Raw genomic sequence first — 22,763 nt, 5'->3', positions numbered from 1 at the left:
TCCAACGTCAGGTCATCGGCGAAATGCCGGTCACCGGTCGCGTCGGGCACGTACTTCACACAGACAACGATCCTCAAGCTCACGCCGGCTCTCCTCACTGATGCGGTTCGTGATCCGACCTTATGGCACTCAGTACCCCGAGTAAAGGTACGCAGTGCCGGACGACTGCTTCTGGTGCTACGTTTCCGCCATGACCGATGACCGCGGACCTGCCAAGAAGCCGCCCATGCGTGACGTGCTCGCGGAGGCTGCCTTCGGGCTCTTCATGGAGCGCGGGTTCGAGCGGACCACGGTGGACGACATCGTCGCCAGGGCGGGGGTGGGGCGGCGTTCCTTCTTCCGCTACTTCCCGTCGAAGGAGGACGCGGTCTTCCCCGATCACGAGCGGTGTCTCGCGGACATGACCGCGTTCCTGGACGTCGCCGGTGACGGCGATCCGGTGGACACGGTGTGTGACGCGGCCCGGCTCGTCCTGCGGATGTACGCCGTGAATCCGGAGTTCTCCGTGCAGCGCTACCGGCTCACCCGGGAGGTGCCCGGTCTGCGCACCTATGAACTCTCCGTCGTACGCCGCTACGAACGGACCCTCGCCGGCTATCTGGAGCGGCGCGGCGACGGCACCAGGGAGGCCGCGCTGCGCGCCGAGGTGATCGCCGCCTCCGTGGTCGCCGCGCACAACAACGGCCTCCGGTCCTGGCTGCGTTCGGGCGGCCAGGGCGATGCGGGCGCCGAGGTGGACCGGGCGCTCGAACTCGTCCGCACGGTGTGGGGAAGCGCGTCCGCACGGCCCGCCGTGACGGCTGCCGACGACGAGGTGATCGTGATGGTCGCGGCGAAGGGCGCCCCCATGTGGCGGGTGGTGCAGCGCATCGAGTCCGCTCTCGGCCAGGACTGAAGGCCCGGCAGAGGAACGGTGGAGGGTCCGGCGGGAGGCCGGTCGAGGGCCGGTCGAAGGGGGCTTCGGCAACTTTCGGCACTCAGTACCTTTACGCGCTGGCACTAAGTGCCATACGGTGCCGGAGTGCCGTCGCCGGCGGTGCGGCGCACCCAGTCGAGCGCGGGAGGCCGAGACGTGTTCAGTACCGGAACCGATGTGGGGCGGACGGCCGGTGACACGGCGGATCCGCATACCGTGGAGGGGCTGGTCTACCAGCGGTGCCGATGGTGCCGCACCGCCTCGTTCCGCAAACTGCTGTGCCCCGTCTGCGCGTCGAGCGATCTCGAACCGGAACGCAGCGACGGACACGGCGTCGTCGTACGGTCCAGCGTCGTGAACCGCTATTCGCGGGTGATGCGCAACGAGTCGCTGGTCCGCTTCCCGGAGGGTTTTGTGTACCGGTGCCGGATCGTGGGCGCGGCGCCCCACCTGGTGAGCGTCGGCGACCGTGTCCGGCCGGTGGGCGGCGCGACCTCGGAGGCGGGCGAGGTGGTCCTCGAACTGTGCGACCCGCCCCTCACGGCCGGCTGGTACTGACACCGTCCATGCGGTTCACTCCTCGACCCGCAGGATGTGCTTGCCGCGTACGCCGCCCGCTTCCAGCGCGCGGTGGGCGTCCGCGATGTCCGCGAGAGGGCGGACGGTGTCCACGACATGGCGGATACTGCCGTCCTCCGCGTACCGGGCCAGCCGGGTCAGCAGTTCGGTGTCCGGGTTGCCGCTGAAGAACCGTACGCGTCCGGAGCCGTGGCGGGCCGAGGCGAGGAGGTAGGCGAGGGAGCGGAAGGTGTGCTCGATGTCGAAGGACACGGCCACCATGCGCCCGCCCGGGGCCAACAGTCGCCGGAAGTCGCGGTGCAGGGTGCCGACCGTGTCCAGGACGACGTCGAAGGCGCCCAGTTCGGCGGGGCCGGTCGTCCGGTAGTCGAAGGCCTCGTCGGCGCCCAGGCCGCGGACGAAGTCGAGGTTCTTCGCCCCCGCGAGAGCGGTGACGCGGGCGCCGAGCAACTTGCCGATCTGGACCCCGACGCTGCCGACCCCGCCGCTGCCCCCGCGTACCAGGAGCCGCTCGCCGGGCTTGAGGGCGGCTTTGTCGACCAGCGCGGTCAGGCTCGTCGTGCCGCCGGCCACCAGGGAGACGGCCTGTTCGGGCGTCAGGTTGGCCGGGGCGGGCGAGACCTTCCGCGCGGGGACGGCCACGTACTCCGCCGCGCTGCCCATCCGCCGGGGCAGAACGCCCCACACCTGCTCGCCCACCCGCACCCCGGTCACGGACGGGCCCAGCGCGGCTATCTCGCCCGCGAAGTCGATCCCGGTGCGCTGGGGGAATCGGCGTCCCGTCACCAGGCGTACCTTTCCGGCCCGGCCGTACAGCTCACCGCCGTTCAGCCCGACCGCCCGGACGCGGACCAGTACCTCGCCCGGCTTGGCTTCCGGCACGGGCACCTTGCCCACATACAGCACCTCCGGAGGGCCGTACCGGTCGTAGAGGGCCGCGCGCATCTCGTCCACGTGTCCTGTCCTGCTCTGCCTCGGGAACCGTAAGCGGAATGGTGTTTCCGCTTCCTTCTCCTCAAGCTAACAGGCTAAGTGGATGACACCTTCCACTTACCGTAAAGTGAGAGACATGCCTGCTCAGCCCTCTCGGAAGCGCCCCGCCACGGCCGGACTGCGGGCCGATGCCCGGCACAACCGTGAGCGCATCCTGGAAGCCGCCCGGGAGGCCTACGCGGCCCACGGCATCGACGTGCCCGTCACCACGATCGCCCGCCGGGCCGGTGTCGGGGTCGCCACGCTCTACCGTCGTTTCCCCACGCGTGCCGCACTTGTCACTGAGGCCTTCTCCGAGCAGCTCGCCGTGTGCGTCGCGGCCCTCGACGCCGCACTGCGGGACCCCGACCCCTGGCACGGTTTCCGCTCGCTCATCGAGAAGGTGTGCGCGATGCAGGCCACCGACCGGGGCTTCACCGCCGCGTTCCTCTCCCGGTTTCCCGACGCCGTGGACATCGACGGACAGCGCGTCCGCGCGGAGGAGGGCATCGCCCGACTGGTGCGGCGCGCGCAGGAGTCGGGGCAGCTCCGCGCCGACTTCGACCCCAGCGACGTCACGCTCCTGCTGCTGGCGAACAACGGCGTCGCCGGAGACTCCCCGGAGGTCTCCGCGGCCGCGTCCCGGCGGCTCACCGGCTACCTGCTCCAGTCCCTCCGGGCCGAGCACGCCGCACCCCTCCCGCCGCCCGCCCCGCTGGAACTGAACCGCATCCACCGGCTTCCGCCCGGCCCGTGAGGCCCGGCCGGTCGGTTCATCCGTCCGCGGCGACCCCCGAACCGGCGGGGTGAACACGGTCTTACTGGCCCCGTACAGGTTCGTCGGCCATACTGCCCGCCGTGGAGCAGCGCATAGATCCCAACACTCAGCCCGCGTACGCCGCAGGGACAGACCCGGCGTACATCCCTGGTCTCACGGCCCCCCGAGCCACCGGAAAGGCGGACGAGGAGCCGGAGCCGACCGAGGAGCCCGCACCCGAGGACGCCGTGCCCGAGGACGCCGCGTCCGCCGAGGCGGAATCCGACGGCGAGGCCGTCGCCGAGGCGGCGGACGACGAGGAGGACGAGGACGAGAAGGCGAACACGGGCGAGGACGGTCCCGCGTTCGAGGTGAGCGACCGCCGTGGCTCGATCACCGCGGACAGTGAGGGCATCCGGTTCACGCTGGACGACCAGGAGGCCGACTTCCGCTGGGACGAGATCGGCGCGGTGGAGCTGAAGCCGGCCCGGTTCGGCCGCAGGTTCACGGTCACGGTCCACATGTCGAGCATGCGGTGGTTCAACGCCGAGGTCGAGGCGGCCGCCAGGAGCAGCCTGAAGGAGTGGACGGAAGGCTTCGACGCGGTCCTGGACGCCTACTTCGAGGAGTCCTGACCGGCGGCGGCCGACGCGGGGCCCTGACCGGCGGATGACGCGGGGTCCTGGCCGGTGGCGGCCTCCCTGGCCGGGTCCGTACGACCGGGGCGCGGGCCGAGGAGCGCGTGGCGGATGTGCGGCCAGGCGGCCGCTCCGAGCGCCGCGTCGGCCGCCGGTGAGCCGCCGTGCCGGAATGCGCTGGACGCGGGCACGGCCCCCTCGCCGGGCAGCCGGGGCCGGTGTCCCGCGTCGGCGCGGGTGACCAGCCGGACGGGAAGGCCTGCCGCCCGCCGCCGGGCCGCCAGCTCCCGCGCGTACCGCAGTGAGGGCCACATCAGGTCGTCACCGCCCGCGACCAGCACGAGTTCGGCGGCGGACCGCTCCACCGGGATGGCCGCGGCGGTGAGCAGGTCCGGGCGGGCCCGCACGCTCTGTTCGTACCAGCCGAGGACCGAGACCGGGGCGCCCGCCGGCTCGGAGGCCGTCCAGCCGGTGTCGTAGGGAACGAACGGCAGTGGCTGCCCGCGCCAGGTCCAGGAGGACCGGTGGGGCGCCGCCGAACCGTCGCGGCCGGGGCCGATGTTGGCCCAGGTCAGCGAGGTGGGGGAGAGCGCCACCACGGCGTCGATGCCGGGCTGGAGCACGGACAGGTGCAGTGCGGCCTCCGCGCCCTTGGAGACACCCAGGACGCTGACGCGACGGGCCCCGTCCGCGCGGAGCCGGCCGAGCGCGGACACGAAGGTCTCCAGCGGGACTTCACAGATGCCCGGCGGCTGTCCGGGGCCGCCGAACCAGCGGATGGAGAGGGCGGCCAAGCCCTCCCGGGCCAGCAGCCGGCACCGCTCCTCCTCGACCCGCCCGCTGGACCCCGAGAGCACGAGCACCCCTGCGTCACTGCCGCGCGCGGGCGCGGCGCGGAAACCCGTCCAGGCGTCCGCGCGGTGCCCGCCCGCGGCAGTGACGCAGGGGTGCTCGATGATGTCCGGCACCGGCTCAGGCGTCGGCCAGCACCACGGAACGGGTGAGGTGGCGCGGGCTGTCCGGGTCCAGGCCGCGGGCGGCGGCGCGGGCGATGGCCAGGCGCTGGACGCGGACCAGCTCGGCCAGCGGGTCCAGACCGCTCTCCACCCAGCGGGCGCCGGTCCCCTCGACCTGCTCGCGCAGTCCCTCCGGCGCGGTGCCGAACATCCAGGTCGCGGTGCCCTCTGTGGCGATGCTGATGGGGCCGTGGCGGTACTCCATCGCGGCGTACGCCTCCGTCCAGGACAGCGAGGCCTCCTTCATCTTCAGCGCGGCCTCGTTGGCGAGACCCGCCGTCCAGCCGCGGCCGAGGAAGGTGAACTGGGTGCAGTCCAGCAGCCCTTCGGGCAGCGGTTCGGCCAGCGCCGTCTCCGCGTCGCGGACCACGGAGTCGGTGTGCAGACCGAGGTGGGCGCGGAGCAGGGTCAGTAGCGTGGTCGCGAAGCGGGTCTGCACGACGGACTGCTCGTCGGCGAAGTCGAGCACCACGACCGCGTCCGCGGACGTCATCACCGGGGTCTGCGGGTCGCCGGTGATGGCCACCGTCGGGGTGACACCCCGCAACCTGTCGAGAAGTTCGAGCACCTCGGTCGTGGTGCCGGAACGGCTGAGGGCCACGACCCGGTCGTAGCGGCGGCCGAACGGGAACTCGGAGGCGGCGAACGCGTCGGTCTCGCCCTGGCCGGAGTCCTCACGGAGCGAGGCGTACGCCTGAGCCATGTAGAACGAGGTGCCGCAGCCGACCACGGCGATCCGCTCACCGGACGCGGGCAGTACGGAGGCCTGGCTCTGCGCCAGATCCGCGGCGCGACGCCAGCAGTCCGGCTGACTGGCTGTCTCGATCTCGACAAATGACACTTTTGCACTCCGTACTGGTGATGGGATGCTCGTAAACGCACGATATACGGGACGTGCAAGCATTATCAAGCATTTCCCTTGCAGCTGACTTGACTCGCGAGGGCCTTGTGCGACGCTTGCGCGAGTCCGGTGATGCCACCCAAGGGGATGGGCGCATGCGGCCGGACCTGTGAGGAGAGTGCACGTGTCCAGGGATACCCGGTGGAACTCACTGCTGGAGCTCGTAGGCAAGCATGGCCGGGTGGACGTCGAGGACGCCGCGAAGGTGCTGGATGTCTCGGCGGCGACCATCCGCCGAGATCTTGACCAGCTCGCTGAGCAGCAACTGCTCACCCGTACGCGGGGCGGCGCGGTCGCGCACGGTGTCAGCTACGAGCTGGCGCTGCGCTACAAGACCGGGCGAAACGCCCCGGAGAAGCAGGCCATCGGCCGTGCCGTGGCCGAGCTGGTCGCGGTCGGCGAAGTGGTGGGGCTGACCGGCGGTACCACCATCACCGAGGTCGCCCGCGCGCTCGCCGTGCGTTCCGACCTGGTGGGGGACGCCGTCGCGGGGGCGTCGGGACAGCCGACCCTCACCGTGGTCACCAACGCCCTCAACATCGCCAATGAGCTGGTGATCCGGCCGCAGATAAAGATCGTGGTGACCGGCGGGGTGGCCAGGCCCCAGTCGTACGAGCTGACGGGCCCGCTGGCCAGCGGCGTACTCGGCGAGATCACGCTGGACGTCGCCGTGCTGGGCGTCAACGCCATCGACACCGAACGCGGTGCGTACGTCCACCACGAGGGCGAGGCCAGTATCAACCGGCTGCTCGCCCAGCAGGCCCAGCGGGTGGTGGTGGCCGCCGACTCCTCGAAGATCGGCAAGCGGGCCTTCGCCCGGGTCTTCGACCTCGGGCTGATCGACTTCCTGGTCACCGACAAGGGGATCCCGGCCGAGGCGACGGCCCGTTTCACCGAGGCCGGCGTCACTGTCATCGCCGTCTGAGCCGTCCGAGCCGTCTGAGCCGTCCGAGCCGTCTGAGCCGTCTGAGCCGTCTGAGCCGTCCGAGCCGTCCGGGCCGTCCGGGCTCGGCCCAACGGCGGGCCGCCACACCCTTGGGGTGCGGCGGCCCGCCGTTTCGCGTGCCCCCTCGGCCGGGTCCCGCCGTGCTGGAACGTGCGCTTGTGCGTGCGCGATCGATCACAACCAAGCATCCATAGGCCGGATTTGACGGGTCGGCAGCGCCGAAGACGGTCGCTTCGCGACCACCTTGTGCCTCTTCTGTGCATATTTCGATCCACGGGGTGTGCCGATGTGCTGCGTGTTGTGGGTTTTGGATGTCAATAGATGTTCGTTACCTCTGCGAAATGAACAACTCTTGCCATTCGGGTGCGCTGTCGTGAACTATGTGCCTGTCGCCGTGAAGGAGCAGCGGCCGCACCCCTTCCGGGACGCGGCCCGCCTCCACGTATGCGGGACGTTCTCTCGCTCCATCAGCCCTGGAGGTGCCTGTGACGATGGCAGATGTGCCGGTCACAGCAGTGCGGCAGTCCGTGCCGCAGCCCCGCGACCCGGACGGCGCCGACCTGCCCGCCGGGAAGAAGCCCAAGAAGAACCGGATACGGCAGCCGCTCCGACACCGGCTGAAACGGGACAGAGCGCTTCTGCTCTTCTGCCTGCCCGGTGTTCTGTACTTTGCGCTTTTCTTCTACTTGCCGCTCGCGGGCAACGTCATCGCCTTCCAGGACTACCAGCCTTTCCTGGGCTTCAAGGAGAGCCCGTTCGTCGGGCTCTCGAACTTCACCGCGCTGCTGGCCGAGCCGGATTTCTGGAGCGCGGTATCCAACACGCTCCAGATCACCGCGATCCAGCTGGTGCTGTACTTCCCGGCACCGATCGCCCTGGCCCTGCTGCTCAACTCGCTGATCAGCGAGAAGATCAAGCGGTTCATCCAGACCGTCGTCTACCTCCCGCACTTCCTGTCCTGGGTCGTCGTGGTGGCCATGTTCAAGCAGGTGCTCGGCGGCGCGGGTTCGGTCACCACGCTGCTTATGGAGCACGGCGTCAGCATCGGCAACGTGATGACGGACCCCGGCACCTTCAAGCTGCTGATCACCGCGCAGGCCATCTGGAAGGACACGGGCTGGGGCACGATCATCTTCCTGGCGTCCATCGCCTCGATCGACATGGGCCAGTACGAGTCCGCCGCGATGGACGGCGCCGGCTGGCTCCGCCGGATCTGGCACATCACCCTGCCGGGCATCCGGCCGGTGATCCTGATGCTGCTGATCCTGCGGCTCGGCGACATCCTCTCGGTCGGCTTCGAGCAGATCATCCTGCAGCGTGACGCCGTCGGCCCGGACGCCTCCGAAGTCATGGACACCTATGTGTACTTCCACGGAGTCGTGGACGGCGACTGGGGCATGAGCACCGCCGCCGGTCTGATGAAGGGCGTCATCGGCTTCGCCCTCATCCTCGCCGCCAACAAGCTCGCCCACCGCTTCGGCGAGCAGGGAGTCTACCGATGAGCCAGCAGTCCGTCGCGACCCGGCTGCGCAGTGCCAGGTTCGGCCCCAGGGCCGGTGGGGGCCTGCGCGCCTCCAACGGCAGGCCGCCGTGGATGGAGCGTCCCCACTGGTACGGGCAGGGCGCCAAGGGCCTGGCCCTGATCGTCCTCACCGTGATCGTGCTCTACCCGTTCGTCCTCGCCATCGGCACCAGCCTGGCGGGCCGCGAGGAGCTCAACGCGAACGGCGGTTACGTACTGCTGCCGCACCACCCGACGGTGGAGGCCTACCGGGTCGTGCTGTCCGGCGGGGTCGTCACGCAGGCCGCGCTCGTCTCCATCGGGATCACCCTGGTCGGCACCGCGCTCAGCCTGGCGTGCACGGTGCTGATCGCCTACGGGACCTCGCGCCCCGGCACGGTCCTCGCCAAGCCGATCCTGCTGCTGGTACTGGGTACGTTCCTCTTCGCCCCCGGCATCATCCCGACGTACCTGGCGGTCCAGCAGTTCAAGATGCTGGACACCTACGCGGCGCTGATCCTTCCGGTGCTGCTCAACGCGTTCAACATCGTGGTCGTCCGCTCCTTCTTCCAGAGCATCCCGGAGGAGCTGTACGACGCGGCCCGGATCGACGGCGCCGGTGAGGTCACGGTCCTCTTCCGGATCGTCCTCCCGCTCTCCAAGGCGGTCCTGGCCGTGGTCGGGCTGTTCTACGCGGTCGGGTACTGGAACAGCTTCTTCAACGCGGTGCTCTACCTCAACGACTCCGGCAAGTTCCCCATCCAGGTGATCCTGCGCAGCTACGTACTCAACGGGCAGAGCATCAACGCGTCGGCCATGGGCGTCCACTCGATCCCGCCGGCCACGTCCTTGCAGATGGCCGTGCTGATCATCGCCATCGTGCCCATCTTCTGCGTGTACCCCTTCCTGCAGAAATTCTTCGTCAAGGGCGTTCTCACCGGGGCGATCAAGGGCTGATCCGCCCACCGCCTTCGTCGCCGCCACGCACTTCACACCTTTCAAGGAGCCCCATGTCCACCAACTTGTCCCGGCGCGGTTTCATGGGCGCCGCGGGAATCGCCGGCCTGACCGTGGCCGGGCTGTCGACCCTGAGCGCCTGCGGCAGCGGTGCCACGGTCAGCAAGGGCGGTTCCAAGGCGTCGGCCAAGCTCAAGCTGCCGACGTACGCGGCAGTGCAGACCGCCCCCGCGGACCTGGCGGGCAACGCGGCCGGTCTGGACGCCACGTACCTGCGCTACCCCAAGGCCCTCACCAAGTCGGTGGCCAAGGCGCCCGGTGACGGCAGCCGCATCACGGCCCTCACCGAGACGTTCACCACGCCCGCACCGCCGCAGGGCAAGAACGCCTACTGGCAGGAGCTGAACAAGCGGCTCGGCGCTCAGTTCGACATGACGATCGTCGTGGACCAGGGCGTGGACGCCTACCTCCAGAAGTTCAACGCCATGATGGCCGGCGGTGACATACCCGACCTGGTCTGGTTCCCGCCGAACCAGGGCATCCAGCGCGTTCCCGAGCTGCTGGACGCCAAGTTCCACGACCTCACCCCGTACCTCTCGGGCGACGCGGTGAAGGACTACCCGAACCTGGCGAACCTGCCGACCACGGCCTGGAAGACCGCCGTGGTCAACGGCAAGATCCGCGGCGTCACCGTCGCCTACGGGTCCATGGGCCAGGTCTACGTCGTCAACCAGGACTTCTGGAAGCCCGTCGGCGGAGCCGAGTTCAGCAGCGCGGAGGACTTCCTCGCCAAGGGCAAGGAGCTCCTCGACACCAAGCGCAACAAGTACGTCCTGGAACCCGCGTACGTGAACCACATCGGCCAGTTCGCCCAGTGGTTCGGCGCCCCCGCCTCCTGGCGCCTCGAAGGCGGCAAGCTCACCCACCAGTACGAGACGGAGGAGTACCAGGAGGCCCTGGCCTTCGCCGTCAAGGTGGCCAAGGCCGGACTCTTCTGGCCGGACCCCAACCTCTCCACCACCATGGAGAAGATGGCGCAGGGCAGCCTCGGAGCCTACGTCCAGTCCTTCCCCAGTTTCCTGGTCGACGCCAAGACGTACGACTTCCCGTTCGGCGTCATCGTGCCGTTCGCCGGCAAGGAAGGCGCCACGCCGCACTACAGCATGGGCTACGGCTCCGTCGGCTACACCGCCATCAACAAGAAGGCCGACACCAAGCGCGTGAAGATGCTGCTGGGCGTCCTGGACTACCTGGCCGCCCCCTTCGGTACGGAGGAGCGCCTCTTCCTCGACAACGGCGTCGAGGGCAAGCACTTCACCCGCACGGCCAAGGGCGACGTCAAGCTCACCCCCAAGGGGAACTCCGAGGCGGTGACCACGGCGATGCCGCTGGCCTTCCTCGCCGCCGGACCCGAGTACATCTACCTGCCCGGACAGCCGGAGCTGGCCGGAAAGATCCACGGCTGGCAGCAGGAACTCCTCAAGATCAGCCAGTCCAACCCGACGAGCGGCCACTTCTCCGACACGTCCACCAGCAAGAGCCCCTCGCTCACCACCGCCATGAGCGACTGTCAGCTGGACATCGTCGCGGGCCGCAAGCCGATCTCCGCGTTCAAGGAGCAGCTGGCCAAGTGGCGCTCCGGCGGCGGTGACAAGATGCGTGCCGAGTTCGAGGCCTCGCTCGCCGGAAAGTAATCCAGGGCCGGGGATCTGATCCTCGTCCGCACCACCCGCACCACCCGTACAGACAGAGAAGGGATCCCCGTGTCAGACCTTCGACTCGGCGTCATCGGACTCGGCCTGCGCCGTTCCATCGCGATGTCCGCCCACCACCCCGGACAGGGTTCGGCGATCACCGCCGTCTGCGACCTCGACCCCGAGGTGCGCAGCCGCGAGGCCGAGCGCTTCGGTACGGATGTCGCGGTCGAGGACTACAAGCTGCTCCTCGGCCGGGACGACATCGACGCGGTCATCGTCGCCACCCCGGACGACACCCACGAGGCCATCGCCATCGACGCGCTGCGGGCGGGCAAGGCCGTCTTCGTCGAGAAGCCGCTCGGGATCACCGTCGAGAGCTGCGACAACGTCCTGCGCGCCGCGTACGAGACCGGGACCCGGCTCTACGTCGGCCACAACATGCGGCACATGGGTGTCGTGCGGCTGATGCGCGACATCATCGCCCGCGGCGACATCGGCGAGCCCAAGACCGTCTGGGTACGCCACTTCGTGGGCTACGGCGGCGACTACTACTTCAAGGACTGGCACGCCGACCGGACCCGGACCACCGGCCTGCTCCTCCAGAAGGCCGCGCACGACATCGACGTGCTGCACTGGCTGGCCGGCGGTTACACGCAGCGCGTCAACGCGCTGGGCGACCTGATGGTCTACGGCGACCTGCCGCGGCGCGAGCCGGACACCCCGCGCCCGGACAACTGGCTGCGCGAGTTCGACTGGCCGCCGACCGCCCGCAAGGACCTGCACCACATCGTGGACGTCGAGGACGTCTCGGTGATGAACATGCAGCTCGACAACGGCGTGGTCGCCGCCTACCAGCAGTGCCACTTCACGCCGGACTACTGGCGCAACTACACCGTCATCGGCACCGAGGGACGGCTGGAGAACTTCGGCGACAGCCCCGGCGACGAGGTCAAGGTCTGGAACACCGGCCCCAGCGGCTACCGCGCGGACGCCGACATCACCTACCGGGTGCCGGAGGCCAAGGGCTCGCACGGCGGCGGTGACAGCCGGATCATGGAGGAGTTCTGCCGGTTCGTGCGCGACGGGGGCGTCACCGACACCTCGCCGGTCGCCGCCCGGATGAGCGTCGCCGCCGGTGTGCTCGCGACCCGCTCGCTGCGTGAGGGCGGTGCGCCGTACGACGTACCCGCCCTCGACCCCGAGCTGATCGCGTACTTCGAACGCGGCCAGGTCCGCTCCTGAGGATCTGACCGGAATCTGACCGGAATCTGACCGGGACCTGAAGGGCCGGACAGAGCCGTGCCGCGGCTCTGTCCGGCCTTTTCACCGCACGAAACGCACCACCCGTGCGCCCCCGCCCTGCCGGGGGCCGGTGACGTCTGTTTTGAGTCATGCTCGGTGGGTAATCGGCCTCTTCCGGTTTGACGGCCGCTCGCTGCGTAATGGCGAAGAAGGAGTCATTGGGTGCGCTGTATCAACTGGTTCATCCCGATAATCCCGTAAGGCGGATGACTCCGCTGCTCTCGGACGGTCACCGATCAGCCGTTCCGGGTGGCACGAAACGGCGATTTCAAGCCAGTAAGTGGTTGCAGTGTCCGATTTCGAACGCGCGACCGGAAACCGGTCGGCATAATCGCGTCCATGTCGATCACGGGTGGGCACGTCGTAGACCTGGGCCGGGGCCTGCACGCATGGCTCCCACCGAAGCGGGGGTGGGGGCTGGCCAACTGCGGCCTGCTCGTCTCGCCCCGGGGCGCGCTCTGGATCGACACCCCGTACGACCCGGTACTGGCGGGACAGTTCCTGGCCGAGAGCACGAAACTGCTGCCCGCGGGCGTCACCGTCGACCGGGTGATCGTCACGCACGCCAACGGCGACCACTTCTGGGGCGCCGGCGTGCTCCCGGACGCGGAGATCATCGCGACCCGCGAGGCCCGGGACCACATCCACTACGAGCCCACCCCGAAGCAGCAGCACGCCCTGGTCAACGGCAGCGACCCGGCAGGGCCGCTCGGCGCCTACCTCGGCCGCCACTTCGGCTCGTTCGACTGGTCGCGGACCGAACCGGTCCGGCCGACCACCTACTTCACCGGGGAGCTCGAACTGACCCTGGGGGAGTACCCGGTCCGGATCGCCGCCCTGCCGCCCGCGCACACCACCGGTGACCTGATGGTCCATCTGCCCGCTCAGAGCGCCGTGTTCAGCGGCGACATCATCTTCTCCTCGACACCCGGGCAGCCGGGCGACCACCCGATCCACTGGGCGGGCCCGCTGAGCAACGTGATCGCCGCCTGCGAACAGATCCTGGCCACCGGAGCCGAGACGATCGTGCCGGGCCACGGCCCGGTCCTCGACCGGGCCGGGGTACGCGACCACATCGCCTATCTGGAGTACGTACGGGAGCGGGCCCACGCCCTCCACGCAGCCGGGGTGCCCGCCCCGGAGGCGGCCCGCCGGGTGATCGGCGAGGGCCGCCACCCCGAACTCGGCCTCCCCGAGCGGCTGCTCGTGACCATCGGCAGCGAGTACCGGCAGCTCGACGGATCCGAGATGCCGGGCGTGCTCCAGGTGATGACCGAGGTGGCCGTGCTCGCCCGGGAAGTGGAGCAGGAAGCGGAACAGGGAGCCGAGCAGGGACTGGACCGGGAAGCGGAGCCGGCCCGTGAGCCCGCGGGCGCGGTGGAGTGAGCGCCCGGCCCGCCGCACAGGCCGGGCCACCCGTCCGGCCCCCGGGCCGGGCCGACCGTCCGGTCCTCCGCCGCCGCCCCGGCCGGAGGGCCGGCCCGACGACAGAAACGCGGTAACGGCATGGGATGGATCGTGGCGGTGATCGCCGTCGTGGCCGCCGTGGCGGCGACGGCGCGCTCGTACGGGTCCGCCCGCTCGGAACAGCTCGCCGTGGCCCACGCAGAGCTGACCGAACGGCAGATGAAGGCGGCGGAGGCCCGCACCGCCGCGCTCGTCGAGGAGATCCGGCAACTGGCCCAGAAACGCATCCCGGCCGCCGCGCTCGCCCTCTCGCACTCCAGCGCCCAGGTCCCCGGACTGCGGGAGGCGGCAGAGGTGGACGGCGAAGCCGCCCGGCTGCTCACCGAGGCCGTGCAGGCCGCCAGGACCGCCGTCATCGAGGAGCGGCAGCGCGTCGACGCGGCGGCCCGCGCGGCGATGCGCGGCACCTCGGCCAAGATCCAGTCGCTGCTCAACCAGTCCCAGCAACTGCTGCACGAGCTCCAGCACGAGTACGACGACCCGCGCATCCTGCAACTGGACTTCCGCAACGAACTGGCGCTGCGCCGGACCCAGTCCACCGCCGTGCTCTGCGACGCCTGGCCCGGCCTGGCCCGGCAGAACTCCCCGCTCGTCGAGATCGTGCTCGGGGCCCAGTCCCGCGTCGCCGGATACGAGCGCATCAAGGTGGCCAACCACCTGCGCGAGGAGCGGATCGCGCTCGCCGCCAGGGCCGCCGAGCCCCTCGCGATCGCCCTCGCCGAACTGCTCGCCAACGCCACCGCGTACTCCCACCCCGACACCGACGTGACGGTGACGCTCCAGCAGAGCGGCGGCCGGGGCGCGTTCCTGGTCGTCGACGACGCGGGCATCGGCATGGACGAGGACGCGCTCGACCGGGCCCGCGCGCTACTGGCAGGCCCTTCGGAAGTGCTCCTGACCGAGCTGGGCGACCCGCCGCAGACCGGCTTCGCGGTCGTCGGCCGGCTGGTGACGCAGTACGGCTTCCACTGCCATATCGAGGCCTCGCCGTTCGGCGGCATGCGGACCATCCTGCGTGTTCCCGCACATCTGCTGACCGTGCTGAAGGAGGACCGGACCCTCTCCGCGCTGGCCCCGGCACCCGTGTCGGCGCAGGCCGCCCCGGCCGCCCCGGCCGAGGAGGGCGCCCCCGTCGTGCCCGCGCAGGACCCGCCGAGGGCGAATCCCGTAGCGGAACCGGCCGGCCTGCCCAGCAGGCGGCGGCGCGCACCCCGGCCGGCCCCGGCCCCGGCGCCCGCCACCGTCCCTGCCGCCGGACAGGTGTCCCGTACACCGGAGCAGGCGGAGTCTTCCTGGGCGGCCCTCCAGCAGGGCACCCTCAACGGCAGGAGCGTCGCCGGGCGGGCCCCCGCACCGGAATCGGACGGCCACGACCACCTGGGCGACCAGGACGACCAAGGAGACGACGAGACGTGAGCGCCCCCAGCCCCACCACCGGCGACCTCGCATGGGTGCTGACCCCGCTGCTGGAGCTGCCCGGAGTCCAGCATGCCGTGGTCGCCACCGGTGACGGCCTCATCGAGGGCGCCTCACCCGGCCTCGACCGGGCGTCCGGCGAACGGGTCGCCGCGATGACAGCCACGCTGCACGCCGCGGCGCGCGCCTTCACCACGGCGTTCACCGACGCCGAGGGACCGAAACTGGCCCAGACGGTCGTCGAATCCGATCTGGGCTTCGCCGTCGTCGTACCGGCGGGGAACAACACCACGCTCGCCCTCTTCGCCGAACCCGGCGCCAAACTCGGTGACATCGCCTACCAGATGCAGGTGCAGGTCACCGCGCTGACCCGGGCGATGCACGCGCCCGCCCGCCAACCGGACGCCGCCACCCGGCCATGAGCTCAGGACCGGGACGCCGTCTGATCCCCGCCTATCTGGTCACCGGCGGCCGGTCCCGGCCCGCCGGCCCCGCGCTCGACCGGCTCGCCGTGCTCGTACGCACCGATACGGCTCTGCCCCCGGACAGCGGCTCGGAACAGCGCAGGCTGTGCGAACTGCTGGCACCGGGCGCGCTCACCGTCGTCGAGTGCGCGGCCCATCTGGACCTGCCGGTCAGCGCCACCGTATTCCTGGCCACGGACCTCGCGGCCGCCGGACTTCTGCTCACCCGACCGCCGATACCCAGTGCCGGGGAGATCGACCGGTCGCTCGTCGAGAGGCTGCTCGTTGGACTCCGCTCCCTCCACTGACCGGACCGGCGTCGGCTACCTGCCGACGGCCGCCCGGACCCTGATGAAGATCGTCGTCACGGGTCCCTTCGGCGTGGGCAAGACGACCCTGATCCGTACGCTCTCCGAAATAGCCACCCTCCATACGGAGGAGGCGATGACCCAGTCCAGCACCCTGCTCGACGACACCGCCGGGCTCCCCGACAAGACCACCACCACCGTCGCCATCGACTTCGGACGTCTCACCGTCCTGGACGATCTGGTGCTCTACCTGTTCGGCACCCCCGGCCAGCAGCGGTTCCTGCCGCTGTGGGAGGACATCGCGCGGGGCGCGCTCGGCGCGCTCGTCCTGGTGGACACCCGGCGGCTCGGCGACTCCTTCGCGGTCATGGACATGGTGGAGGAGCAGGGGCTGCCGTACGCCGTCGCGGTCAACCGCTTCCCCGACGCGCCCGCCCACAGCGACGAGGTGCTGCGCAAACATCTCGACCTCGCCCCAGGCACCCCGCTGATCCAGTGCGACGCCCGGGAACGGCGCGGCAGCATCGACGCCCTGATCGCGCTGGCCGAACACGTGCTGACCCGACTGCCGCGACCCGAGGACCCGTCATGACCCTGTTCGTACAGCCGCCGCAGCCCGTCGCGCTGTACGGCCCCGACTTCGCGGCCGACCCGCACGGCCACTACCGCAGGCTGCGCGAAGACGGCCCCCTGACACCGGTCCGGATCGCGCCCGGCGTGGAGGCGATGCTGGTCACGGACTACCAGGCGGCCGTCGACCTGCTCCGCGACACCCACACCTTCAGCAAGGACCCCCGGGACTGGCAGGCGACCGTCCCGCCGGACTCGCCGGTGCTGCCCGTGCTCGGCCACCGCCCCACCGCGCTGTTCAGCGACGGCGACGAGCACACCCGCTACCGCGAAGCCATCAACGACAGCCTCGCGCTCATCGAACCGCACATCCTGCGGGCGGAGGTGGCGAGGGTCGCCCAGCAGCTCATCGGGGAGTTCGCCGCCACCGGCACCGGCGACCTCATCGCCCAGTACGCCCGACGGCTCCCGCTGCATGTCTTCATCACCTGGTTCGGCGTCGGCCCCGACGACGGCGAACGGATCATCGACGGCGTCGGTGGCATGACGAACTCGGCCCGGGGCGCCGCCGAGGCGTACGCCGACCTCGTCGACGTCGTCACCCGCCTTGTCGCCGACCGGCGTGCCCGTCCGCGCCGCGATCTGACCTCGTACCTGCTCGCACATCCGGCCCGTCTCGACAACGACGAGACGGTCCGGCAGATCACCCTGGTGATGAGCGCGGGCCACGACCCCACGACCAACCTGATCGGCAACTCCATCCTGCACATGCTCACCGACGAGCGGTACGCGGGCTCGCTGCACGGCGGAGCGATGACGGCGCACGAGGCGATCAACGAGGTCCTGTGGCAGGAACCGCCGATCGCCAACCTCGCCGCGCACTACCCGCGCCACGACACCGAATTCCACGGAGTACGGCTGCACGCCGGACAACTGGTCCTGGTCTCCTTCGGCGCTGCCAACACCCAGTCCGAGGCGGTCCCCCCGGAAGAAGGGGTCCGCTCCGGGGCCAGCGCCCACCTCGCCTGGTCGGCCGGGCCGCACCGGTGCCCCGCCAAGCAGCCCGCGCTGCTCATCGCGATGACCGCCATCGAGCAGTTCACCAGCCAGCTGTGCGACGCGGAACTCACCGTTCCGGTAAGCGAACTGCTGTGGCGGCCCGGCCCGTTCCACCGGGCCCTGGCACACCTTCCGGTTCGCTTCACACCGCTCGACACGACACCCGCCACTGGCCCGGACGAGGGCTCCGCGACCGTCTCCGGCAGACTTCCGAAGGTGTCGATCAGGTCCTGAACCGTGTCGCTGGTAGGCCGAACGGGTGAGGGGCGAGAGAATTGCCCGATGAACAGTGAGCGCAGCCGGCGCAACGCCGAACGATGCACAGACGGAGTGGTCCGGTGAGCAGGTACGACAGGTATGACGTCACCGACGAGCAGTGGGAGGGACTGGCCCAGGTCGTACCACTGCGCAGCCGCAACGAGTGGCCCTCCCGGGTGGACCACCGGACGGTCCCGGAGGAGCGGGAGAGCGCCGAGCAGCGGCGCATGGTGGTGCTGCGGGTACAGGTCTTCGCGGACGCGCGCGAGGTCGCCGAGTACCTGGTCGGGCAGGTCCCGGTGCTGCTCGATCTGACCGGCGCGGAACCCGATGTGGCGAAGCGGATCCTGGACTTCACCAGCGGTGTCGTCTTCGGTCTCGGCAGCGGGATGCACCGGGTGGACCGGAACGTCTTCCTCCTGTCGCCCATCGGCATGGAGGTCGAGGGCGTGACGGCGGCGGGTGTGCCGGGGGCCTGAAGCACGTCGCGGTCTACCCCGGTGAGCGGCGTGCCATGCGAGCGGGAGAGGTCGTTCCTTCGATGGAAGGACGAGCGATCCGGCGGAACGGTTCGGCGGGGAGGCGGGTGCATACGGTCCTTGGCATGACCGCACCCAGCCTCCATGCCGACCATCTTCCCGACGCCGATCCTCTGTGCGCCGATGCTTCGCAGTCACTCTGCTCCGCTCCCGGCTCCGACTCGGCCCGGTGGTCGAAGCGTTGTGCCGGACCTGTCGTGACCGAGCTGCGGCTCCGCGCCTTCGCGGCGCACCGGGGCACGGTCGTGCCGCTGGCCCCGCTGACCCTCCTCGCGGGTCCTTCCGGCAGCGGTACGTCGAGTGTGCTGCGGGCCTACGAGGCGCTGTCCCGGCTGGCCGCCGGGGCGCCGCTCGGCGAGGTCTTCCCCGATCCGGCGGGGTGCGTGCCCGAAGGGTCCGGGGCCGACCGGCAGGGGCGGCGCGGCTTCCGGATCGGGTGCACGGCGGACGGGCCGGCCGGCCCGGTCAGGCTCGAACTCGCCGTCCAGGCCGAGCCCACCCTGCGGATCGTCGGGGAGCGACTGACCCTGGCCGGGGTGACCCTGCTCAGCACCGCGCTGCGCGATCCGGGTCAGCCGACGCTCCAGGCGGCCTGGCACACCGCAGACGAGCTCCCGGTGACGCGGGAACGGCTACCGGACGACCGGCTCGGCACGGCCCTGCTGCCGTTGCGGGTCGCGGGCCGGACGCCGGGCCAGCTACAGGTGCTGGCCGCCGCAGAGCAACTTGTGGTCGCTCTGCGCCCGGCCTTCGTCTGCGAACCGAGGCCTCATCGGATGCGGACACCGGTGCCGCCGGTCGAGGACCGGCTCCGCCGCGACTGCGGAAACCTCGCGGCCGTTCTGCACGCCGCGTACAGCGGGCGCGGGGGCGGGCGTGGCGATGGAGCCGGATACGGGAGCGGGTATGTGTACGGGCGGCGGCATGCCCGGCTGGTCGCGCTGGCGGATGCCGGGTGTGCCCGCCCGGTGACCGGGCTCCGCGCGGAGCGGCTCGCGGACGGACGGGTCCGCGCGGTTCTGGCCAGGGGCGAAGGACCCGGCACGCCGCTGGAACGGCTCGGTGACGGCGAACTGCGTTACCTGGCACTGGGCGTGGCCCTGCTCATGGGCCCGGGGGCGGGTCCGGCGGATGACGGCTCCGAGGTTCCGGCGGCCCTGCAGACCCGCACCGTGCTGGCCGACGGCTTCGACCGCGACCTGGACGGGCGGCAGAGCCGGGAGCTGCTGACCGAGGCGGCCTCCGCGGTGGCCGGCGGCCGGGTCAGGCTGCTCGGCACGGTGACGGAGGCGGGTGCCGCACGGGCCCGCGGGACGGCCGGGGCGACGGTGGTAGACCTGGAACCGTGACAGAACTCGACGTACCCGCCCTGCAACGACGACTCGCCGCCTTCGCGGCCGCACGCGACTGGGAGCAGTACCACACCCCGAAGAACCTGGCATCGGCGCTGAGCGTCGAGGCATCCGAACTCATGGAGATCTTCCAGTGGCTGACGCCGGACCAGTCGGCCCGCGTGATGGAGGAGCCCGGTTCCGCGCACCGGGTGTCGGACGAGGTCGCTGATGTCCTCGCCTATCTGCTGCAGTTCTGCGCGGTACTGGACATCGACCCGCTCGCGGCGCTGGCGGCCAAGATCGAGCGGAATGAGGCGCGCTTCCCGGCCACGAAGGGCTCGGATACAGCCGATCGTCACTCTTCGGAGTGATCGACTTATTCACAGTCGACAAGGTGTCCACAGATTTCCGAAATCCTCTGGCTTTCCGGTACCACCGCCCTCACTGTGGGTAATGAAAGAGGTGAGCGGGTTTTCGTACCGAACGGGGGCAACACATGGAAGCGGAGCGGTTGGTAGCGGTCATCAGGCAGGCGCTGGCCCGGAGCAGGGGCACGCCGGACATCATCGCCGAGGCCTGGCAGGCCCAGGCCCTGGCGCAGGCGGTCGGCAGCAGACTGGCGGCGAGCGGCCCCAAGGAGTTACGGGGCGAGGCGGGAGGCCTCAGTGAGATCGGCGGAAGAAGCAACGGGGCACTGGACCACCCGGCGGCGCGGGCCGGGGTGGCCAGGGCGGCCCAGCTCTCCGAAGTGGCTGACCCGCGCGCGGCGCTGACGGGGCTGGGCTCGCTGCTCGGGGAGGTGGGGATTGCTCTGGTCGGGGTGGCGTGCGAGACGGATGAACAGGGCCTGTACTGGCAGTGCATGGAGGCGATCGACGCCGCCGACGAGTCGACGGACCGGGTCCACGGAATGCTCCGGCTCCTCGACGAACGGGACCGTGAGCGGCGGGAGGATCTGGAGCGCAGCAGGGAGCGGGACGGCCCCCATGGAGTGCTGCACGGACCGGCGGGCCCGGCTGCCGGGCGGCCCTGAGGCGCCCCTGCGGCGGTGCGATCCGGACACCGCGGCGGCGAATGGAGGCGGGAGAGGGATGGGCGGAGTCCGCGGGTGCAGGATGGATCCATGGATCTTCGAATCTTCACCGAGCCCCAGCAAGGGGCGAGCTACGACACCCTGCTCACCGTCGCCAAGGCGACGGAGGACCTCGGCTTCGACGCCTTCTACCGTTCCGACCACTATCTGCGCATGGGAGGGGGAGACGGTCTCCCCGGCCCGACGGATGCCTGGATCACCCTTGCCGGGCTGGCGCGCGAGACCAAGCGCATCCGCCTCGGCACGCTGATGACGGCGGGGACGTTCCGGCTCCCCGGCGTGCTCGCCATCCAGGTGGCACAGGTCGACCAGATGTCGGGCGGCCGTGTCGAACTGGGCCTGGGGGCGGGCTGGTTCGAGGATGAGCACAAGGCGTACGGCATCCCGTTCCCGCAGGAGAAGTTCGGCAGGCTGGAGGAGCAGCTGGCGATCATCACCGGGCTGTGGTCGACGGAGGTCGGCAAGACGTTCAGCTACGACGGCACGTACTACCAGCTCACCGACTCGCCCGCACTGCCCAAGCCGGCGCAGGCCAAGGTGCCGGTACTGATCGGCGGGCACGGCGCGAAGCGCACGCCGAGGCTCGCCGCCAAGTACGCCGATGAGTTCAACATCCCCTTCGCCGGTCTGGAGGACAGCGAGCAGCAGTTCGGCCGGGTCAGGGAAGCGGCCGCTGCGGCGGGCCGGCGGCCGGACGACCTGGTGTACTCCAACGCCCTGGTCGTCTGTGTCGGCAAGGACGACGCCGAGGTCGCGCGGCGTGCCGCCGTCATCGGGCGGGACGTGTCGGAGCTCAAGGCGAACGGCCTGGCGGGCTCGCCCGCCGAAGTGGTCGAGAAGATCGGCCGGTTCGAGGCCATCGGCGCTTCGCGGATCTACCTCCAGGTGCTGGATCTCGACGACCTGGACCACCTGGAGCTGATCTCGTCGCAGGTCCAGTCCCAGCTCACCTGAGACCGGAGGAACACCCGTGCAGCCCGCCCGCGATCCCGGCCGTGACGGCCACGCCTCCAGCCGTGGTGCCCGCGCCTCGGGCCGGCCGTTCGCCGGGGAGCCGTCCCGGACCCTCGCGGACGCCCTCGCGGCGGGGACGGTCCTCCTCGACGGGGGCCTCTCCAACCAGCTGGAGGCGCAGGGCTGCGATCTGTCCGACGCGCTGTGGTCCGCCCGGCTGCTCGCCGACGGGCCCGAGCAGATCGAACAGGCACACACGGCGTATGTGCGGGCGGGTGCGCAGGTGCTGATCACCGCCAGCTATCAGGCGAGTTTCGAAGGGTTCCGGCGGCGCGGGGCCGGGCGGGCGGAGGCGGCCGCGCTGTTCGCCCGAAGTGTGGAACTGGCCCGGCGGGCGGCCGCTTCGGTGGAGCGGGATGTGTGGGTCGCCGCCTCGGTCGGCCCGTACGGGGCGGTGACGGCGGACGGTGCCGAGTACCGGGGCCGGTACGGGCTCTCGGTCCGGGAGCTGGAACGCTTCCACCGCCCCCGGATCGAGGCGCTGGCCGCCGCAGGGCCCGACGCGCTGGCCCTTGAGACGGTGCCGGACACCGATGAGGCGGAGGCGCTCCTGCGGGTCGCGGAGGGGACCGGGCTGCCGGTCTGGCTCTCCTACACCGTGGCGAGGGGGGAGACCAGGGCGGGACAGCCGCTGGAGGAGGCGTTCGGCCTCGCTGCGGGGTACGGGCGGGTGATGGCGGTCGGGGTGAACTGCTGCGATCCGGCCGACGCGGACCGCGCGGTGCGTACGGCGGCGGAGGTGACGGGGAAGCCGGTCGTGGTCTACCCGAACAGCGGGGAGCACTGGGATGCCGGGGGACGGGGCTGGACCGGAGGCGCCACGTTCGATCCCGGCCGGGTCCTGGCCTGGCGGGCGGCGGGTGCCCGGTTGGTCGGAGGCTGCTGCCGGGTCGGCCCGGACACCATCGCGGAGCTGGCCGCGCTGCTCGCTCCAGCGGCGGCGAACGAAGGGGAAGGACGGTCGGAAGGAGGGCCGGAAGGACGCCGGGAAGGACGCCGGGAGGGAGCGCGGAAAGGAGGGCGGGAAGAAACGGGGCCGGGCTGAAATTGCCTGGTGGG

General features: G+C 70.7%; 24 protein-coding genes and 1 pseudogene. 21 read left to right on the top strand and 4 right to left on the bottom strand.

From position 1 onward, the window contains the following. A pseudogene (locus ACFVQ0_RS07035) lies at positions 1 to 83 on the bottom strand (electron transfer flavoprotein subunit beta); the annotation flags it as partial. A 107-nt stretch (positions 84 to 190) separates the two neighbouring features. Here ACFVQ0_RS07035 and ACFVQ0_RS07030 point away from each other — a divergent pair. Both ACFVQ0_RS07030 and ACFVQ0_RS07025 read left to right on the top strand, forming a co-directional pair. After that, positions 191 to 895 (top strand): TetR family transcriptional regulator, encoded by a 705-nt coding sequence (locus ACFVQ0_RS07030; protein ID WP_390085302.1) that lies wholly within the window; start codon positions 191 to 193, stop codon positions 893 to 895. Positions 896 to 1,072: 177 nt separating this feature from the next. Then, a complete protein-coding gene (locus ACFVQ0_RS07025) occupies positions 1,073 to 1,474 on the top strand; it encodes a Zn-ribbon domain-containing OB-fold protein (RefSeq protein ID WP_390085300.1) in 402 nt (133 codons plus the stop codon). A gap of 15 nt (positions 1,475 to 1,489) precedes the next feature. Here the strand turns inward: ACFVQ0_RS07025 and ACFVQ0_RS07020 are convergent, their stop codons facing one another. Beyond that, positions 1,490 to 2,440, bottom strand: a complete 951-nt coding sequence (locus tag ACFVQ0_RS07020) for an NAD(P)-dependent alcohol dehydrogenase (protein WP_390085426.1) — start codon at positions 2,438 to 2,440, stop codon at positions 1,490 to 1,492. Positions 2,441 to 2,564: 124 nt separating this feature from the next. Here ACFVQ0_RS07020 and ACFVQ0_RS07015 point away from each other — a divergent pair, with 124 nt between their 5' ends. Both ACFVQ0_RS07015 and ACFVQ0_RS07010 read left to right on the top strand, forming a co-directional pair. After that, positions 2,565 to 3,224, top strand: coding sequence for a TetR/AcrR family transcriptional regulator (locus ACFVQ0_RS07015; RefSeq protein WP_390085299.1), 660 nt, complete (start codon positions 2,565 to 2,567; stop codon positions 3,222 to 3,224). 101 nt (positions 3,225 to 3,325) lie between these two features. Next, positions 3,326 to 3,859: a hypothetical protein gene (locus tag ACFVQ0_RS07010; protein ID WP_390085297.1), complete on the top strand. Its 534-nt coding sequence runs from the start codon at positions 3,326 to 3,328 to the stop codon at positions 3,857 to 3,859. Here ACFVQ0_RS07010 and ACFVQ0_RS07005 read toward each other — a convergent pair. Both ACFVQ0_RS07005 and ACFVQ0_RS07000 read right to left on the bottom strand, forming a co-directional pair. Beyond that, the gene (locus ACFVQ0_RS07005; RefSeq protein WP_390085295.1) at positions 3,841 to 4,830 is read right to left on the bottom strand and encodes an acyl-CoA thioester hydrolase/BAAT C-terminal domain-containing protein; all 990 of its coding nucleotides are present in this window, start codon (positions 4,828 to 4,830) and stop codon (positions 3,841 to 3,843) included. The two genes, ACFVQ0_RS07010 and ACFVQ0_RS07005, sit on opposite strands and share 19 nt — an antisense overlap. Before the next feature lie 4 nt (positions 4,831 to 4,834). Continuing rightward, positions 4,835 to 5,719, bottom strand: coding sequence for an SIS domain-containing protein (locus ACFVQ0_RS07000; protein ID WP_390085293.1), 885 nt, complete (start codon positions 5,717 to 5,719; stop codon positions 4,835 to 4,837). 184 nt (positions 5,720 to 5,903) lie between these two features. Between ACFVQ0_RS07000 and ACFVQ0_RS06995 the strand changes: the two genes are divergently transcribed. The 17 genes from ACFVQ0_RS06995 to mmuM all read left to right on the top strand — a co-directional run bounded on the left by ACFVQ0_RS06995 (position 5,904) and on the right by mmuM (position 22,749). Next, positions 5,904 to 6,704, top strand: a complete 801-nt coding sequence (locus ACFVQ0_RS06995) for a DeoR/GlpR family DNA-binding transcription regulator (protein ID WP_390085291.1) — start codon at positions 5,904 to 5,906, stop codon at positions 6,702 to 6,704. 512 nt (positions 6,705 to 7,216) lie between these two features. Further along, the gene (locus tag ACFVQ0_RS06990; RefSeq protein WP_390085290.1) at positions 7,217 to 8,227 is read left to right on the top strand and encodes an ABC transporter permease; all 1,011 of its coding nucleotides are present in this window, start codon (positions 7,217 to 7,219) and stop codon (positions 8,225 to 8,227) included. After that, positions 8,224 to 9,183: a carbohydrate ABC transporter permease gene (locus tag ACFVQ0_RS06985; protein ID WP_390085288.1), complete on the top strand. Its 960-nt coding sequence runs from the start codon at positions 8,224 to 8,226 to the stop codon at positions 9,181 to 9,183. The genes ACFVQ0_RS06990 and ACFVQ0_RS06985 overlap by 4 nt, the downstream gene beginning before the upstream one ends. 53 nt (positions 9,184 to 9,236) lie before the next feature. Further along, positions 9,237 to 10,877: a twin-arginine translocation signal domain-containing protein gene (locus tag ACFVQ0_RS06980; protein WP_390085287.1), complete on the top strand. Its 1,641-nt coding sequence runs from the start codon at positions 9,237 to 9,239 to the stop codon at positions 10,875 to 10,877. A gap of 69 nt (positions 10,878 to 10,946) precedes the next feature. Then, the gene (locus ACFVQ0_RS06975; protein ID WP_390085285.1) at positions 10,947 to 12,122 is read left to right on the top strand and encodes a Gfo/Idh/MocA family protein; all 1,176 of its coding nucleotides are present in this window, start codon (positions 10,947 to 10,949) and stop codon (positions 12,120 to 12,122) included. A 399-nt stretch (positions 12,123 to 12,521) separates the two neighbouring features. Continuing rightward, complete coding sequence (locus ACFVQ0_RS06970; protein ID WP_390085283.1) at positions 12,522 to 13,568, top strand: MBL fold metallo-hydrolase; 1,047 nt, start codon at positions 12,522 to 12,524, stop codon at positions 13,566 to 13,568. Between the two features lie 120 nt (positions 13,569 to 13,688). Next, the gene (locus ACFVQ0_RS06965; RefSeq protein ID WP_390085281.1) at positions 13,689 to 15,065 is read left to right on the top strand and encodes an ATP-binding protein; all 1,377 of its coding nucleotides are present in this window, start codon (positions 13,689 to 13,691) and stop codon (positions 15,063 to 15,065) included. Next, positions 15,062 to 15,487 carry a roadblock/LC7 domain-containing protein gene (locus ACFVQ0_RS06960; protein WP_390085279.1) on the top strand — a complete coding sequence of 142 codons (426 nt, stop codon included), beginning with the start codon at positions 15,062 to 15,064 and terminating at the stop codon, positions 15,485 to 15,487. The genes ACFVQ0_RS06965 and ACFVQ0_RS06960 overlap by 4 nt, the downstream gene beginning before the upstream one ends. After that, positions 15,484 to 15,837 carry a DUF742 domain-containing protein gene (locus ACFVQ0_RS06955; protein ID WP_327339487.1) on the top strand — a complete coding sequence of 118 codons (354 nt, stop codon included), beginning with the start codon at positions 15,484 to 15,486 and terminating at the stop codon, positions 15,835 to 15,837. The genes ACFVQ0_RS06960 and ACFVQ0_RS06955 overlap by 4 nt, the downstream gene beginning before the upstream one ends. Then, positions 15,815 to 16,429: an ATP/GTP-binding protein gene (locus ACFVQ0_RS06950; protein ID WP_073734776.1), complete on the top strand. Its 615-nt coding sequence runs from the start codon at positions 15,815 to 15,817 to the stop codon at positions 16,427 to 16,429. The genes ACFVQ0_RS06955 and ACFVQ0_RS06950 overlap by 23 nt, the downstream gene beginning before the upstream one ends. Beyond that, positions 16,426 to 17,700 carry a cytochrome P450 gene (locus ACFVQ0_RS06945; RefSeq protein ID WP_390085277.1) on the top strand — a complete coding sequence of 425 codons (1,275 nt, stop codon included), beginning with the start codon at positions 16,426 to 16,428 and terminating at the stop codon, positions 17,698 to 17,700. The genes ACFVQ0_RS06950 and ACFVQ0_RS06945 overlap by 4 nt, the downstream gene beginning before the upstream one ends. Positions 17,701 to 17,804: 104 nt before the next feature. Next, positions 17,805 to 18,203: a cell division protein SepF gene (locus ACFVQ0_RS06940; RefSeq protein ID WP_073734778.1), complete on the top strand. Its 399-nt coding sequence runs from the start codon at positions 17,805 to 17,807 to the stop codon at positions 18,201 to 18,203. A 125-nt stretch (positions 18,204 to 18,328) separates the two neighbouring features. Next, positions 18,329 to 19,612: an ATP-binding protein gene (locus tag ACFVQ0_RS06935; RefSeq protein ID WP_390085275.1), complete on the top strand. Its 1,284-nt coding sequence runs from the start codon at positions 18,329 to 18,331 to the stop codon at positions 19,610 to 19,612. After that, positions 19,609 to 19,968: a nucleotide pyrophosphohydrolase gene (locus tag ACFVQ0_RS06930; protein WP_390085273.1), complete on the top strand. Its 360-nt coding sequence runs from the start codon at positions 19,609 to 19,611 to the stop codon at positions 19,966 to 19,968. The genes ACFVQ0_RS06935 and ACFVQ0_RS06930 overlap by 4 nt, the downstream gene beginning before the upstream one ends. A 125-nt stretch (positions 19,969 to 20,093) precedes the next feature. After that, complete coding sequence (locus ACFVQ0_RS06925) at positions 20,094 to 20,630, top strand: DUF6099 family protein (protein WP_390085271.1); 537 nt, start codon at positions 20,094 to 20,096, stop codon at positions 20,628 to 20,630. Between the two features lie 90 nt (positions 20,631 to 20,720). Next, positions 20,721 to 21,644 carry an LLM class F420-dependent oxidoreductase gene (locus ACFVQ0_RS06920; protein ID WP_390085269.1) on the top strand — a complete coding sequence of 308 codons (924 nt, stop codon included), beginning with the start codon at positions 20,721 to 20,723 and terminating at the stop codon, positions 21,642 to 21,644. Positions 21,645 to 21,660: 16 nt separating this feature from the next. After that, complete coding sequence (mmuM, locus tag ACFVQ0_RS06915) at positions 21,661 to 22,749, top strand: homocysteine S-methyltransferase (RefSeq protein ID WP_390085267.1); 1,089 nt, start codon at positions 21,661 to 21,663, stop codon at positions 22,747 to 22,749. The last annotated feature ends 14 nt before the right edge of the window (positions 22,750 to 22,763 follow it).

It is taken from the genome of Streptomyces sp. NPDC057900 (assembly GCF_042887885.1).
In the GTDB taxonomy this organism is placed as follows: Bacteria; Actinomycetota; Actinomycetes; order Streptomycetales; family Streptomycetaceae; genus Streptomyces.
The sequence above is the reverse complement of the archived record's forward strand: the minus strand, read 5'-3'. Positions and strand labels throughout refer to the sequence as shown.

What these genes read in the sequence shown, in the direction of transcription:
- ACFVQ0_RS07030 (WP_390085302.1), top strand. Translation starts at nt 191, where the DNA reads ATGACCGATGACCGCGGACCTGCCAAGAAGCCGCCCATGCGTGACGTG.
- ACFVQ0_RS07020 (WP_390085426.1), bottom strand. Translation starts at nt 2,440, where the DNA reads ATGCGCGCGGCCCTCTACGACCGGTACGGCCCTCCGGAGGTGCTGTAT.
- ACFVQ0_RS07015 (WP_390085299.1), top strand. Translation starts at nt 2,565, where the DNA reads ATGCCTGCTCAGCCCTCTCGGAAGCGCCCCGCCACGGCCGGACTGCGG.
- ACFVQ0_RS06990 (WP_390085290.1), top strand. Translation starts at nt 7,217, where the DNA reads ATGGCAGATGTGCCGGTCACAGCAGTGCGGCAGTCCGTGCCGCAGCCC.
- ACFVQ0_RS06985 (WP_390085288.1), top strand. Translation starts at nt 8,224, where the DNA reads ATGAGCCAGCAGTCCGTCGCGACCCGGCTGCGCAGTGCCAGGTTCGGC.
- ACFVQ0_RS06980 (WP_390085287.1), top strand. Translation starts at nt 9,237, where the DNA reads ATGTCCACCAACTTGTCCCGGCGCGGTTTCATGGGCGCCGCGGGAATC.
- ACFVQ0_RS06970 (WP_390085283.1), top strand. Translation starts at nt 12,522, where the DNA reads ATGTCGATCACGGGTGGGCACGTCGTAGACCTGGGCCGGGGCCTGCAC.
- ACFVQ0_RS06965 (WP_390085281.1), top strand. Translation starts at nt 13,689, where the DNA reads ATGGGATGGATCGTGGCGGTGATCGCCGTCGTGGCCGCCGTGGCGGCG.
- ACFVQ0_RS06955 (WP_327339487.1), top strand. Translation starts at nt 15,484, where the DNA reads ATGAGCTCAGGACCGGGACGCCGTCTGATCCCCGCCTATCTGGTCACC.
- ACFVQ0_RS06945 (WP_390085277.1), top strand. Translation starts at nt 16,426, where the DNA reads ATGACCCTGTTCGTACAGCCGCCGCAGCCCGTCGCGCTGTACGGCCCC.
- ACFVQ0_RS06935 (WP_390085275.1), top strand. Translation starts at nt 18,329, where the DNA reads ATGACCGCACCCAGCCTCCATGCCGACCATCTTCCCGACGCCGATCCT.
- ACFVQ0_RS06925 (WP_390085271.1), top strand. Translation starts at nt 20,094, where the DNA reads ATGGAAGCGGAGCGGTTGGTAGCGGTCATCAGGCAGGCGCTGGCCCGG.
- ACFVQ0_RS06920 (WP_390085269.1), top strand. Translation starts at nt 20,721, where the DNA reads ATGGATCTTCGAATCTTCACCGAGCCCCAGCAAGGGGCGAGCTACGAC.